Raw genomic sequence first — 13,988 nt, 5'->3', positions numbered from 1 at the left:
CCCTTTACTTTTTTTATATCACTAAGTATAGTAAGTAGAAGAGAGAGCAGAGACACCTGTCTGGAACAGGTGTCTATATTTGTTTAAGGGAAGGGAGTCTATCGTGAACACGAAGAAAAAGAAAAATCATGTGCCTTTAAGGCTAAATATATTATTTTTATCTGTATTCCTTTTGTTTTCTACATTAATTCTTCGACTGGGCGTTATACAGATTGTAAATGGTGAAGAATACGAGCGTGTTTCTGAGCAAACTGAGAATGTTACAGCAGAATCAACAGCACCTCGTGGGAAAATGTATGACCGTTATGGGCGAGTTCTGGTTGATAATAACCCTGAATTTGCGCTTACATATATCCGAACGCAGAATACTAAGCAAGCTGAGAGGCTTGAATTAGCTCAGAAATTAGCTGGGTATATTGAAAAAGATACAGATGATGTCATTGATCGAGATCTTAAAGATTATTGGATTGTAACGAATCCGGAAAAAGCGAAGGCAAAGCTAACGGAAAAAGAGTGGGAAGAACTTGAGTCGAGTGAAGCTTATCAACTCCAAATTGAACGGATTAATGATGATGATTTAGAAGAGATTAAGAACGATCCACAAGAGCTTGAGGTAGCTGCTATCAAAAGGGCGATGGATACTGGGTACGCTTTATCATCTCAAACAATTAAGATTGGTTTAACTGAAGATGAAATTGCTAAAGTAAGTGAAAACCTTGGTTCACTACCTGGAATAGAAATTCAAGCAGACGCAACTCGAGAATATCCTTATGGAAATACTCTTCAAACAATTTTCGGAAGGGTCGGACCAATCCCTAAAGATGAGTTAGATTATTATGGTTTGAGAGATTACGAAAGAAATGACAAAGTGGGGATTAGCTATCTCGAGAAAGAATATGAAGAGTACTTAAAAGGTCAAAAAGAAAAGCAAACCTACGTGACCGACAAATCAGGAGAGCCAATTGGTGAACCGAAAGTAATTGAAGGACAAAGAGGAAACGATTTGGTCCTCTCATTAGACATCGATCTTCAAAAGGAAGTCGAGAAAATTCTCGATGAAGAGCTTCGTGATGCAAGACAATATGGGGCAACACGAGGCTATGTAGTCATGATGGATCCCAAAACAGGTGAAATTCTTTCTCTTGCTGGTAAGGAATATAGCAACGGAGAGTTTAAAGACCGAACGTTTGGAGTGATCGGTGACTCCTACGCAATGGGATCGACTGTTAAAGGAGCAACTGTTTTAACAGGTTATCAGTATGGTGTTATTAACCCGAATACGACGCTTGTGGATGAAGTTTTATACTTTAAGGACGAAGGTAAAAAATCTTCGTATACGGCTAATGCGATGGGGCCTATATCAGACCTAGTTGCTTTACAAAGATCTTCAAACGTATATATGTGGAAAATCGCGATGAAGATGGCTGACTATGACTATGCTCCGTACGAAAGTAGTAGTTATGACCCTTCAGCTTACGATGAGCTAAAAGAGTCATTCTCTCAGTTTGGTCTAGGCGTTAAAACCGGGGTTGATCTCCCTGGTGAAAGTGCAGGATTAAACGGAGGTGTGAATGAATTCGGTAAAATTCTCGATTTTGCAATTGGACAGTATGATACGTATACACCAATGCAAATGGCTCAGTATACCTCTACAATCGCAAATGGCGGCTATCGTATTGAGCCACACATATTAAAAGAAGTTCATGAACCTTCTGAAAAAGATGGTCTATCAAATACTATTCTTTTCCAAAACACTCCAGAGGTGTTAAACAAAATTAAAATGAGTCAAGAAGAAGTGACACATGTCCAAAAGGGGATGTGGATGGTTATGAATACGGCAAATGGAACCGCAGGTACACATTATCCTTACTTCCAAAGTGATGATTATCAAGCTGCTGGGAAGACTGGAACAGCGCAAATCGGAGATGGATATAATTTAACCCTTGTTGGCTATGCACCTTATGATAATCCCGAAGTAGCCTTTTCTGTAGTAGTTCCAGAAGTAAATGATTCTTCTTCAGGATATGTTAATAAAAAAATAGGTGGACGCGTTCTAGATGCTTATTTTGATTTAAAAGATGAAGCGAAGAAACCTATTGAGGCTAACAAAAAAGAAACAGAATAGCATTTCATGAAAAACCGCTGAAAAGCGGTTTTTTTTATTGTTTAAGGACAAATTAATGAATAATATCTGTCAGATTGAGGTGAAGTGATAGGCTGAATGCATTGCAAAAGTAAGGTATGCCCCAAAAAGACTAATTAAAACGTTTTCCGACACGCATTTACAATCTCTTTACATTCGGTTTATACGACATTAATATCTAGCCTGTATTCTAAGAATTGTGATTGAGAGGCCAATACACAAACAACCTGGTTGGTCACAAAGTACAAACATCCATTTAGGGGGAAATTACATGAAGTTCAAGGGCATTATGCTTATGGTAGTTATGTCGATGGTAATGATTTTCGCAGCAGCTTGCGGAAATAATTCTGGTAACACAAACAGCGGCGGAGAAGCTTCTGGTGAAGAAGTATCTGGCGAAGTTCTAATGGACGGATCTTCTACAGTATTCCCGATTATGGAAGCAGTTGCTGAAGAATACGCTTCTGTACAACCTGATGTAAAAGTTAGTGTAGGTGTTTCAGGTTCTGGTGGTGGATTTGAGAAATTCTCTGCTGGTGAAACAGACATGAGTAACGCTTCTCGTCCAATCAAGGAAGAAGAAACAGCTGCACTTGAAGAAGCTGGTATTGACTTCACAGAATTTGAAATTGCAAAAGACGGTCTTTCTATCGTTGTTAACTCTGAGAATGATTGGGTAGATCAGCTTACAATTGACGACTTAAAGAAAATCTGGTTAGGCGAAGCAACGATGTGGAGCGACGTTAACCCTGAATGGCCTGAAGAAAAAATCGAATTATTTAGCCCTGGTACAGATTCTGGAACGTATGACTACTTTAATGAAGTAGTACTAGAAGATGAGCAAATGGTGAAAGAAGCAACACTTTCTGAAGATGACAATGTACTTGTAAATGGTGTAACTGGCTCTAAAAACGGTATGGCATTCTTCGGTTATGCTTACTACCTTGAAAACAAAGATAGCCTTAACATTGTTCCAATCGTTAATGGTGACGGTGAAGCTGTAGAACCAAATGCAGAAACAATTCAAGATGGAACATATGAGCCACTGTCTCGCCCGCTATACACTTATGTGAAGCACTCTGCAGTAGAAGAAAATCCTGCAGTATATGATTTCACTAAATATGCACTAGAAAACGCTGGTGAAATGGCAGAAGCAGTTGGATATGTAGCTCTTCCAGAAGAAAAGTATACAGAAGACATGAACAAACTAGAAGAAATCGCTGGTAAGTAAGAATAAAATGAAACAGATTGGTGAGGAGTTACGGCTCCTCACTTTATCCTGTTTTGCTCTTTGTGAGGGGGAGTAATAAATGCAAAGCTCTGTTCGTCAGATGATTAAAGACAAAAAAGAGAAAAATCAATCACGAGCGAAGTTTATGGAGAAACTTGTACCGGGCTTATTGCTTTTATGTGCAATTATCTCTGTATTAACAACGCTTGGTATTGTTTTTACATTGATTGTAGAAACAATTACGTTTTTCAACCGTGTTTCAATTATTGAATTCTTTACGAATAAAGATTGGTACCCGTTTTTTGGAGACAACCCTGATTATGGAATCTGGCCACTGATTTCTGGAACATTAATGATTACCGGGATCGCCATGCTCGTTGCCATTCCGTTAGGTTTAGCAGCAGCCATTTATTTGAGTGAATATGCAAGTGATAGCGTTAGAAGAATCATTAAGCCGATTCTGGAAGTATTAGCAGGTATTCCTACGATTGTATATGGTTTCTTTGCTTTAACTTTTGTTACACCAGTTCTACAAAATATTATTCCGAGTCTTCCTATTTTCAACGCGTTAAGCCCCGGTATCGTTGTAGGGATTATGATTATTCCTATGGTTGCATCTCTCTCAGAGGATGCGATGAGCTCTGTACCGAACGCAATTCGAGAAGGTGCACTCGGACTTGGCGCTACACGATTTGAGGTTGCTGTGAAAGTAGTTCTACCAGCAGCATTATCAGGAATTATTGCATCTTTTGTACTTGCGATTTCAAGAGCAATCGGTGAAACAATGATCGTAACAGTCGCAGGTGGTGCAACACCAAAACTTACTCTAGATGTAACGGAGTCTATACAGACAATGACATCTTATATTGTGCAGGTAAGTCTAGGGGATGCTGGTTATGGAACAACAATTTACTACAGCATTTATGCTGTTGGGATGACGCTCTTCCTTTTCACACTTATCATGAACCTTATCGCGCAATATATTTCTCGTAGATTCAGGGAGGAATACTAATGCAATTAGTAGATCAGGCAAAAGTAAAAAGTAAAATGCAAACCAGACTGGCACAAAATAAGATTCTTAAAGGAATTTTCTTTGGAGCAACAATGCTAGCACTCGTAGTGCTTGTTATCTTGTTATATCGGATATTCACTCAAGGAATTGGTTACTTAAATCTTGAGTTCTTTCAAAATTTCGCGTCTCGTTTCCCTGAAAAAGCAGGGATTAAAGCAGCATTTTTCGGTACTTTATGGATGATGGCAGTGATAGCTCCAGTGGCACTTACAATTGGAGTTGGAACCGCGATTTACCTTGAAGAATATGCAAAGAAAAATAAGTTTACAACGTTTATTCAAATAAATATTTCAAACTTAGCAGGTGTGCCCTCGATCGTTTTTGGTTTACTTGGTCTAACTGTATTTGTTCGGATGTTGGAAATGGGGCGCAGTGTTCTAGCCGGTGGTTTAACGATGAGTTTATTAATTTTGCCAATAATCGTTGTTGCTGCTCAAGAAGCTGTACGTTCGGTTCCAAAAGAACTTCGAGAGGCTTCTTATGCGATGGGTGCTACGAAATGGCAAACAATCAAAAAGGTTGTATTACCAGCTGCGATCCCTGGGATTTTAACAGGAGGAATTCTTGCGCTATCACGCGCAATCGGTGAAACAGCGCCACTTCTTATGATTGGTGCATTAACGTTTGTAGCTTACTTGCCTGAGAATTTCTTGTCCGGCTTCACCGTTATGCCAATCCAAATTTTCAACTGGACAAGTCGACCTCAGACAGAGTTCCATGATGTTGCGGCAGCTGGAATTATCGTTCTTCTTGCGATGTTGCTCATTATGAATTCAATTGCTGTCTTAATTCGAAATAAGTTTTCTAAAAGACTGTAGCTACGTAAAACTCTCATCAATGTGTAAAGGGGATTTTGAAAATGAAAACAGTTATGGATGAAAAGAAAGTCGTAAAAGCTCCGCGGTCAGAAGAACAGATAAAAGAAAAAGATTCTGTATATAGCATTCAAAATTTTAATTTATGGTACGGAAAAGACCAGGCTCTAAAAGATATTAAATTCGAAATTCCAGAAAAACAGGTAACAGCCATTATCGGGCCATCCGGTTGTGGTAAATCCACGTTTATTAAAGCTCTTAATAGAATGGTTGAAATGGTGCCAATTGTAAAAATGTCTGGTGATATTAACTATCGTGGGAAAAATATTTTTGAGAACAAATACAAAGTAGAAGATTTGCGCACAAAAGTGGGGATGGTTTTCCAAAAGCCGAATCCATTTCCAAAATCAATCTATGAAAATGTCGTTTATGGTCCCAAAATTCACGGTATTAAAAACAAAAAAGTACTTGATGAAATTGTCGAAAAAAGCTTAAAAGGTGCAGCGCTTTGGGAAGAAGTAAAAGATCGTCTTAGCGAAAATGCTTACGGTTTATCTGGTGGTCAGCAACAGCGCCTTTGTATCGCTCGCTGTCTCGCAATTGAGCCTGATGTTATCTTGATGGATGAGCCAACATCTGCGCTTGACCCAATCTCTACTCTAAAAGTAGAAGAACTTGTTCAAGAGTTAAAGAAAGATTTCAGTATTATTATCGTAACGCACAACATGCAACAAGCAGCTCGTATCTCTGATAAAACGGCCTTTTTCTTAAACGGTGAAGTCGTAGAGTTTTCTGATACGAACCAGTTATTCTCTAATCCTACAGATAAGCGAACAGAAGACTATATTACAGGCCGTTTCGGTTAATTATTTCGGGGGTGAGCATTTATGGTAGTAAGAGAAAATTTCCAAGAACAGTTAGATGAAATAAAGACTAAGCTTCTTGAACTAGGCTCTTTAGCGCAGTTGGCGGTTGATGATGCGATTACTGCATTAAAGAATCAGGATGTTGATAAAGCACTTGAAATTATTGATAATGATTATAAAATTAACCGCCTCGAGGAAGAGATTAACGAAACAGCGATTTGGTTAATCGCGAAGGAGCAGCCGCTTGCAACCGATCTAAGAAGACTTATTTCAGCCCTGAAAATTACAACTGATGTTGAGCGGGTTGGAGATCTAGCAGTTAACATTGCAAAGTCGATTATTCGTATTGGCGATAAACCATTTGTAAAGCCGATCGAAGAAATTCCAGCGCTCGCTCAGAAAGCAAACAACATGCTGAAAGAAGTGCTTGCATCTTTCTATGATGAAGATGTGAATAAGGCAATGGCTGTTGCGGATGCAGATGATGAAATTGACAACATGTATGGTCGTCTTGTGAAGGAGCTACTTGAGTTAATGACCGAACATCCTGAAAGTGTTAGTCAAATTCAACAGCTTTCATTTATATGCCGCTATGTTGAACGTATTGGTGATCACTGTACGAACATTTCCGAAAGCGTGATTTATGTTGTGAAGGGGAAACGATACGACCTTAATGCATAGTGATCGAACCACACTCTAAATTAGAGTGTGGTTTTTTCATATAATTAGAAAGCTTAAGTAATGACCTGTCCACTCGTGCAATAAACTAGTGTAGGAGATGGATAGGAGGTAGCAAAATGCCAAGACACTTAGTAATAGGAAATGGACAATTGCTTATAAATATGGATCAGTTTCTTCAAATACGAGATATTTATTATCCGTATGTTGGGCAGCAAAATCACGTTCAAGGTCATGCAAATCGTATAGGGGTTTGGGTAGATGGGAAATTTTCATGGTTACATTCATCTGAATGGGAGATTCAGCCTAATTATGATCAAGACACGCTGGTAACATATAGTACGGCTGTCCATCCTCATCTTGGACTTAAGCTTGTGTTTGAAGAGGGGGTCCATCAGCGTGAGATGCTGATGATTCGTAAGATTACGATTCATAACCTTGAAGGTCAAAGACGTGACGTTAGGATTTTTTTTCATCAAGATCTAAATATTTATGAAACTGAAGTAGGCGATACAGCTTATTATTGTCCTGACACTAAGTCGATGATTCATTACAAACGATATCGATATTTTCTTTTTAATGGTGAAATAGATGGGGCGGGAATTAAACAGTATACTTCTGGTGTGAAACGATTCCAGGCTGCTGAAGGTACGTGGCGTGATGCTGAAGACGGCCACTTACATGTGAATCCCATCGCACAGGGATCAGTAGATAGCACATTTTCTTTGGAAACGAAGCTGGAACCTAACAGTGAGAAAGTAGCCTATTATTGGATGACAGTTGGAAGGACGAAGGAAGAAGTTAGTAGTATTCATGAGTATGTAAGTGAGATTGGAACACAATTGACTGTTGAAAAAATTCGGATGTACTGGAACCGTTGGGTGAATAAGTCGGTGTTACCTGAGACAGACTTAGGATCGGACATTCTTTCACTTTATAAAAGAAGCTTATTAATTGTTCGAACGCAAACCAACCAAAATGGAACGATTATTGCGGCGAATGATTCAGACATTTTGCATTACAATCGAGACCATTATAGTTATATGTGGCCAAGAGATGGCGCTCTCATTGCTTCAGCGATGTCAAAAGCAGGTTACCATGGAATGGTGGCGAACTTCTATCGCTGCTGTGCAGAGCTTCTTTCAAAAGAAGGGTATTTACATCACAAATACAATCCTGATGGCTCTGTAGGATCGAGCTGGCATCCCTATGTGGATCGTTTAAAGCAATCTCAGCTTCCAATACAAGAAGATGAAACTGCTCTTGTTCTCTGGGCCTTTTGGGAGCATTATCAATCGACAGGAGATATTGAATTTGCTCAATCGCTCTATAAGTTCTTAGTACGGCCAGGAGCTAAGTTCTTGTTGCAATTTATGGATGAAGCGCTAGATTTACCACTTCCTTCTTACGATCTTTGGGAAGAGCGATTTGGAATTTTTAGCTTTACAGCTTCAGCTTGCTATGGAGGTTTGATGGCAGCTCATTCGTTTGCAAGGCTATTTGGTGAAGATGACCGCGCTGATAGCTATTTTGAAGGGGCGCAGCGGATCAAAAAAGGAATTGAGACACATTTATATGATAAGACCCGTTCCTGCTTTATTCGGGGGTTGTACCGCAATGGTGAGACTGGAGAGATAACGAAGGATTATACAATAGAAAGCAGTTTGTTTGGTCTATTTGCTTTTGGAGTATTCCCTGCAGATGATCCAAGGGTCGTTCGTACAATGGAAGAAATTGAAAAACGCCTGTCTGTCAAAACAAGTATAGGCGGTGTAGCACGTTATGTTAGTGATTATTATTTTCAACAATCACAAAATGTAGAAGAAGTACCAGGGAATCCTTGGGTTATTTGTACTCTATGGATCGCCAAATGGAAAATTTCTAGTGCTCAAACGATTGAACAACTTCGCGATGCGAAGAATCATATTGATTGGGTATTTAAGCAGGCCCTCACAAGTGGTATACTACCAGAGCAGGTTCATCCTTACACGGGTAAACCACTATCTGTAGCACCCTTAACCTGGTCACATGCAACGTACGTAGATGTGGTGAAGGATTATCTTGAGAAATATGAGTCACTTTCTTCAACAAAAACAACTTGATTGAATGAGATATGTTTGTTATCATAATGAAGTATGTTGTTAAATGAACAGTTTGATAGGATTTGGAGGGATATTCATGCGCGTACAAATTACATTGGCTTGCACTGAAACAGGCGATCGTAACTACATCACGACGAAGAACAAACGTACTAACCCTGATCGTCTTGAACTTAAAAAATACAGCCCAAGACTTAAAAAGCAGACGTTACATCGCGAAACAAAGTAAGCAGTAGGATATCCTACTGCTTTTTTATTTGCACATTTTCTCGTAAACTAATAGAAGAGAAAAGTAGGAGGAATGATGATGCAATCAAAACATGAATGGCGAACAAACATGAAAGTGAAATTAAAAGAAATTAGTGCTGATGAGAAAATATTGCTTGATGAACAAATACGTGAACGTCTTTATACATATGAACCATTCAAAAAGGCTAAAACGATCGGATTAACCGTGGCAATGAAAGGTGAAATAAATACGAAGAAAGTTATAGAAAAAGCTTGGACTAATGGAAAGAGAGTAGCAGTCCCGAAGTGCAATCCGAAAACGAAGCAGATGACTTTTCGCTATTTAACAGAGTGGGATCAGCTAGAAAGCGTTTATTTTGGGTTGGAAGAACCTCGTCCCGATAAAACAGTAATGTGTCCCCCAGAAGAAATAAATCTTTTGCTTGTTCCTGGTCTCATTTTTGATCTTAATGGCTTTAGGATTGGATTTGGTGGCGGTTTCTATGATCGATATTTGCAACACTATTCAAACTCAACCGTATCCCTTGCCTATCAATTTCAAGTCGTTGAAAAGGTGCCAACCGAATCTTTTGACGTACCTGTGGAAGCCATCATTACTAATGAACAGCTTGTTAACGTAAAATGATCATTTACGCTTTTTTAAGTGCTATAACAGGTATTTTAGGATATAAAGTTCATGCACTTTCGAGAAATGGAGCAATAGCCGCCACAGGTGTTGGGTGCGCGATCGCACTAGGTTTTGGCTGGAAAGGGCTCTTGCTTCTTGGTATCTTTTTTTTAACTTCTACTATATGGAGTAAGTATAAAGCGCAGTTAAAAGATGGCGTGGAACAAATTGTTGAAAAGGGCGCTTCGAGAGATCAGTATCAAGTTCTTGCAAATGGTGGGGTTGCTGCTTTCGCTGGAATAATGATGCTTTTATTCCCTGGGGATGTATGGCTGTTTATTTTTCTAAGTGCGATTGCCACTTCTAATTCTGATACCTGGGCATCTGAACTTGGCGTTCTCTCAAAGCGACGCCCCCTTCATATAATAACGATGAAATTCGTTCCGGCAGGCACTTCTGGAGCTATTAGTATGCCAGGTATATTGGCGTCTTTGCTCGGAGCTGGTTTAATTGGAGGAGTTGGTTCACTTGTTTTTGACTTATCTTTTCTAGGGTTAGTTATTGTTACGGTCGCAGGATTTGTCGGCTGTTTAAGCGATACGCTGATTGGAGCAACCTTGCAAGAAGAATTAAAATGTCAGAAATGTGGTTCAAAAACCGAACGCCATATGCATTGTGGAAATAGGACAGTCAAAATCAGCGGTATAAAAGGATTTAATAATGACGTGGTCAATTTCGCCTCGTCTATGATTGGCGCTCTTGTGGGAGGGGCATGGTGGTTATGAAAATAATAGGTACATTGCTAGCAGGAGGGGAGTCCAGAAGGTTTGGATCCCCAAAAGCATTTGCCCCTTATCACGGCAAGCCTTTTTATGAAGTGGTACTGAATCAACTTCACCCTGTTGTAAATGAATCCATTATCGTAACAAATAGAGATTTATTAGAGCAGTTTAGGATGAGCACATCAGAAGATATAAGAGTGATAAGAGATGAGGAAAAATTTGTAGGGATGGGACCGCTAGCAGGTCTTTATTCTGGGATGACTCAAACGAATGGTGATCTTTATCTAACGGTCGCTTGTGATATGCCGTTCGTAACAGATGGTCTATTTTCTACACTAATTGAAGAAATGATCAAACATCCAGAAGCAATGGCCGTCATACCGGTGAGCTCAGGAAGAAGCCAGCCACTCTGTGCTATCTATCATTCTTCCTGTAAATCCATTATCGAAGAGCTTCTTTTATCAGGAAAAAGAAAAATGAATGATCTTTTTGAATTAATTAATGCCCAATATATAAAAGTTGAAGAACTGAAAAAGCAGTTTTTAAATGTAAATACAAAAGAAGAATATAAATTTGTTCAAAAGGAGAGAGATTAAATGGATGACTTTAAAAGGTATTCAAGACAAATGCTGTTTTCTCCTATAGGCGAAGAAGGCCAAAAGAATTTCAGTCAATCACGGGCTCTTGTTGTAGGAATGGGTGCACTAGGGACAGCGATTGCCAATCATCTTGTGCGAGCGGGCTTCGGTCGTGTAAGAATTGTCGATCGTGATTATGTTGAGAAGAGCAATCTTCAAAGACAAATGCTCTTTGACGAAGAGGATGTTTCGGCAGCGTTACCAAAAACAATTGCAGCCAAAAAGAAACTAGAAAAAATGAATTCCTCAGTTGAAATCGAAGCGATCATAGCGGATGTTAATGCAAGTAACGTAAGTGACCTTATGGAAGAAGTGGACTTTGTTATGGACGGGACCGATAACTTTTCCACACGTTTTCTTTTAAATGATGCTTGTTTTAAAATGAATATTCCTTTTGTATATGGTGGGGCGGTAAGTTCAAGGGGAATGACAGCACTATTTGTTCCTGGTGAAACGCCTTGCCTTCGTTGCTTTATTCAGGGTGGCGAAGGAACGACTGGTGAAACGTGTGACACGATCGGGGTTATTTCTCCTATCGTTGATATTATCGCATCGTATCAAGTGACGGAGATTATGAAATATATAGCGGGAGACCATGAGAAGCTTCATCGCAGCCTAATGACAATGGATATTTGGCATAATCATAGTTATGCGATGAAATTTTCTTCGCCTAAAGAAGGTTGTCCAACATGCCAAACAAACGAATATCCATCATTAAAAGCGGGAGCTAAGCAGGATATCACCTCTCTATGTGGAAGAGAAACGATTCAGATACAGCTTGAAAGTCATTTTGATTTAAAAGAATGGGCATCAAAGCTAGAAAAAACAACAACAGTTAAGAAAACTCCTTTCTTACTTAAAGCGCAACTTGAGGAAGGGGAAAGACTAGTGTTATTTCCAGATGGACGGGTACTTATTCAAGGAACAGAAGATAGTGGAAGAGCAAAAGCACTCTATTCAAGATATATTGGCATGTAAAAAGCATCAGCCTTAGGCTGGTGCTTTTTGACATCTTAACTCTTATCCTTGACATAGCTCATATTCAATTATAGAATAACGATGTTACTTAAACGCACAAAAGCATAAAAGTACAAAAGCGAAGATTCAGAAAAAGTAGCTTCTCTAGATAAGCAGTCGAAGAGACCTGGTGGTTGGTGAAAACTAGGGCGTCTAGGAGTGAAATTACATTTGAGGAGCTAGGTACGGGTGATCCTCCCGATATTGAGGATATAAGTGGGCAGTTATTACTGTCAATAAGGGTGGTACCGCGAAAAAATTTCGTCCCTTCAATTATTGAAGGGCTTTTTTTAATGGAAAAATACAGATAGAGCAAAACTAATCGGTGAGAGAACATAGATCAAGGGAGAGAAAGAAAATGAAAAAAATATCATTTCCAATAGCGCTTGTTGTGATTGCGCTATTAATGAGCTGGATGTTGTTTAGTATTATTGGCTTAAAGGTAGAACCGCATATTCCTCTTCTTGCTGGCGTAGTAGGAATGGGGATTTTGGGATTAATTCTTGGTATGAAGTGGGAAGAAATAGAGAAGGCTTTACTGCAGAGTATAACTACGGGCTTAAAGCCAGTTCTCATTCTTTTTGTAGTAGGAATGATGATCGCCGTATGGATGCAGAGTGGTACGGTGCCAACATTGTTATATGGAGGGCTTCAGTTCATCCAGCCTGAGTGGTTTCTCATCAGTGCATTGATCGTGACCATTATCGTTTCAAGCTTTACAGGCAGTTCATTTACTACAATCGGTACCATTGGCGTAGCGATGATGGGAATAGGAGCAGCAATGGGTGTTAACCCGGCTTTGGCCGCTGGAGCTGTTATTTCAGGTGCATGCTTCGGAGACAAAATGTCTCCCCTCTCTGATACGACCAACTTTGCTCCTGCTGTTGCAAAAGTAGATCTGTTCACTCATATTCGACATATGACACAGACTACCATTCCAGCCATTGTCGTAGCAGTAATCTTCTTTTTTATGATGAGTAAAAATTTATCTACTTCCGTTAACCCGGAGGATTTGAACAAAGCTATGTCGGTTTTGCAAAGTGAGTTTAATATATCACTCTGGACGTTAATTCCTCCTGTTATCGTGCTCGTTCTTGCTGTAAGAAGAGTGCCTGTCCTAGTCACTTTGTTTGCCGGGCTTCTTGCGGGAATTATCGTATCAATGTTAACACAAGGCGTGTATTCAGCTGGTTCAATTCTTGGAACGATGCAAAATGGTTTTGTGAGTGATACATCAAGTGATCTTGTAAATGGAATCGTAAATAGAGGTGGCCTTCAATCAATGATGTGGAGCGTCTCACTGATTATTTTAGCATTAGCACTTGGTGGCGTTCTGCAAGTGATGGGAATCATTCAATCCCTCATGAGCGGGTTAACAAAGCTTCTAAATAAGCGAGGTCATTTAATTTCTGCCACAGCCACATCTGCAATTGGAGTGAATTTGTTAACAGGTGAGCAGTATTTGTCAATTCTTCTTCCTGGTCAAACGTTTGAGCCGTTTTATGATAAAGCAGGCGTGGATCGGAAATATCTTTCCCGTACATTAGAAGACGCTGGGACGCTCATTAATCCGTTAATTCCATGGGGAGTATCGGGAGCCTTTTTTGCAGAAACGTTAGGGGTATCGGTGTTAAGCTATCTTCCGTTTGCAGTCTTTCTATGGCTATCACCATTATTTACTGTGATTTTGGGCTATTGGAATAATAAGAAATTAGGTGAAGACCCCTCTGTGAATCATGGATAAAAACGTCATTACCTGCAAACAGTAGAGATATAGTACAGTTTCAGGAG

The 13,988-nt window shown here is 39.5% G+C and carries 13 protein-coding genes and 1 other annotated feature; all 13 genes read left to right on the top strand.

Going from position 1 to position 13,988, the window contains the following annotated elements; all coding sequences use genetic code 11:
- Window positions 1–103: 103 nt before the first annotated feature.
- On the top strand, window positions 104–2,125 hold the full coding sequence (locus AC0VYJ_RS14420; RefSeq protein WP_475365492.1) for a peptidoglycan D,D-transpeptidase FtsI family protein: 2,022 nt from the start codon (window positions 104–106) through the stop codon (window positions 2,123–2,125).
- Between the two features lie 289 nt (window positions 2,126–2,414).
- Window positions 2,415–3,374 (top strand): PstS family phosphate ABC transporter substrate-binding protein, encoded by a 960-nt coding sequence (locus AC0VYJ_RS14415; protein WP_475365491.1) that lies wholly within the window; start codon window positions 2,415–2,417, stop codon window positions 3,372–3,374.
- 79 nt (window positions 3,375–3,453) lie between these two features.
- Window positions 3,454–4,386 (top strand): phosphate ABC transporter permease subunit PstC, encoded by a 933-nt coding sequence (pstC, locus tag AC0VYJ_RS14410; RefSeq protein WP_098444237.1) that lies wholly within the window; start codon window positions 3,454–3,456, stop codon window positions 4,384–4,386.
- Window positions 4,386–5,264 carry a phosphate ABC transporter permease PstA gene (gene pstA / locus AC0VYJ_RS14405; RefSeq protein ID WP_160918775.1) on the top strand — a complete coding sequence of 293 codons (879 nt, stop codon included), beginning with the start codon at window positions 4,386–4,388 and terminating at the stop codon, window positions 5,262–5,264. The genes pstC and pstA overlap by 1 nt, the downstream gene beginning before the upstream one ends.
- A gap of 41 nt (window positions 5,265–5,305) precedes the next feature.
- Complete coding sequence (pstB, locus tag AC0VYJ_RS14400; protein ID WP_224883996.1) at window positions 5,306–6,127, top strand: phosphate ABC transporter ATP-binding protein PstB; 822 nt, start codon at window positions 5,306–5,308, stop codon at window positions 6,125–6,127.
- 21 nt (window positions 6,128–6,148) lie between these two features.
- Window positions 6,149–6,808, top strand: coding sequence for a phosphate signaling complex protein PhoU (phoU, locus tag AC0VYJ_RS14395; RefSeq protein WP_475365490.1), 660 nt, complete (start codon window positions 6,149–6,151; stop codon window positions 6,806–6,808).
- Window positions 6,809–6,924: 116 nt separating this feature from the next.
- Window positions 6,925–8,907 (top strand): glycoside hydrolase family 15 protein, encoded by a 1,983-nt coding sequence (locus AC0VYJ_RS14390; protein WP_226614275.1) that lies wholly within the window; start codon window positions 6,925–6,927, stop codon window positions 8,905–8,907.
- Window positions 8,908–8,983: 76 nt separating this feature from the next.
- On the top strand, window positions 8,984–9,133 hold the full coding sequence (gene rpmG / locus AC0VYJ_RS14385; RefSeq protein ID WP_048308894.1) for a 50S ribosomal protein L33: 150 nt from the start codon (window positions 8,984–8,986) through the stop codon (window positions 9,131–9,133).
- 78 nt (window positions 9,134–9,211) lie between these two features.
- Window positions 9,212–9,778, top strand: coding sequence for a 5-formyltetrahydrofolate cyclo-ligase (locus AC0VYJ_RS14380; RefSeq protein ID WP_475365489.1), 567 nt, complete (start codon window positions 9,212–9,214; stop codon window positions 9,776–9,778).
- Window positions 9,775–10,545, top strand: a complete 771-nt coding sequence (locus tag AC0VYJ_RS14375; RefSeq protein ID WP_475365488.1) for a DUF92 domain-containing protein — start codon at window positions 9,775–9,777, stop codon at window positions 10,543–10,545. The genes AC0VYJ_RS14380 and AC0VYJ_RS14375 overlap by 4 nt, the downstream gene beginning before the upstream one ends.
- A complete protein-coding gene (mobA, locus tag AC0VYJ_RS14370) occupies window positions 10,542–11,138 on the top strand; it encodes a molybdenum cofactor guanylyltransferase (RefSeq protein ID WP_475367496.1) in 597 nt (198 codons plus the stop codon). The genes AC0VYJ_RS14375 and mobA overlap by 4 nt, the downstream gene beginning before the upstream one ends.
- Window positions 11,139–12,158: a ThiF family adenylyltransferase gene (locus AC0VYJ_RS14365; protein WP_475365487.1), complete on the top strand. Its 1,020-nt coding sequence runs from the start codon at window positions 11,139–11,141 to the stop codon at window positions 12,156–12,158.
- Between the two features lie 112 nt (window positions 12,159–12,270).
- Window positions 12,271–12,469, top strand: a binding site (T-box leader).
- Between the two features lie 86 nt (window positions 12,470–12,555).
- The gene (gene nhaC, locus AC0VYJ_RS14360; RefSeq protein ID WP_475365486.1) at window positions 12,556–13,941 is read left to right on the top strand and encodes a Na+/H+ antiporter NhaC; all 1,386 of its coding nucleotides are present in this window, start codon (window positions 12,556–12,558) and stop codon (window positions 13,939–13,941) included.
- The last annotated feature ends 47 nt before the right edge of the window (window positions 13,942–13,988 follow it).

Source organism: Anaerobacillus sp. 63XJN7_5_ISO-PGPR-S23-430 (genome assembly GCF_056173695.1).
The sequence above is the reverse complement of the archived record's forward strand: the minus strand, read 5'-3'. Positions and strand labels throughout refer to the sequence as shown.

What these genes read in the sequence shown, in the direction of transcription:
- AC0VYJ_RS14375 (WP_475365488.1), top strand. Translation starts at nt 9,775, where the DNA reads ATGATCATTTACGCTTTTTTAAGTGCTATAACAGGTATTTTAGGATAT.
- AC0VYJ_RS14365 (WP_475365487.1), top strand. Translation starts at nt 11,139, where the DNA reads ATGGATGACTTTAAAAGGTATTCAAGACAAATGCTGTTTTCTCCTATA.
- rpmG (WP_048308894.1), top strand. Translation starts at nt 8,984, where the DNA reads ATGCGCGTACAAATTACATTGGCTTGCACTGAAACAGGCGATCGTAAC.
- nhaC (WP_475365486.1), top strand. Translation starts at nt 12,556, where the DNA reads ATGAAAAAAATATCATTTCCAATAGCGCTTGTTGTGATTGCGCTATTA.
- AC0VYJ_RS14390 (WP_226614275.1), top strand. Translation starts at nt 6,925, where the DNA reads ATGCCAAGACACTTAGTAATAGGAAATGGACAATTGCTTATAAATATG.
- phoU (WP_475365490.1), top strand. Translation starts at nt 6,149, where the DNA reads ATGGTAGTAAGAGAAAATTTCCAAGAACAGTTAGATGAAATAAAGACT.
- AC0VYJ_RS14415 (WP_475365491.1), top strand. Translation starts at nt 2,415, where the DNA reads ATGAAGTTCAAGGGCATTATGCTTATGGTAGTTATGTCGATGGTAATG.
- mobA (WP_475367496.1), top strand. Translation starts at nt 10,542, where the DNA reads ATGAAAATAATAGGTACATTGCTAGCAGGAGGGGAGTCCAGAAGGTTT.
- AC0VYJ_RS14380 (WP_475365489.1), top strand. Translation starts at nt 9,212, where the DNA reads ATGCAATCAAAACATGAATGGCGAACAAACATGAAAGTGAAATTAAAA.
- pstC (WP_098444237.1), top strand. Translation starts at nt 3,454, where the DNA reads ATGCAAAGCTCTGTTCGTCAGATGATTAAAGACAAAAAAGAGAAAAAT.
- pstA (WP_160918775.1), top strand. Translation starts at nt 4,386, where the DNA reads ATGCAATTAGTAGATCAGGCAAAAGTAAAAAGTAAAATGCAAACCAGA.
- pstB (WP_224883996.1), top strand. Translation starts at nt 5,306, where the DNA reads ATGAAAACAGTTATGGATGAAAAGAAAGTCGTAAAAGCTCCGCGGTCA.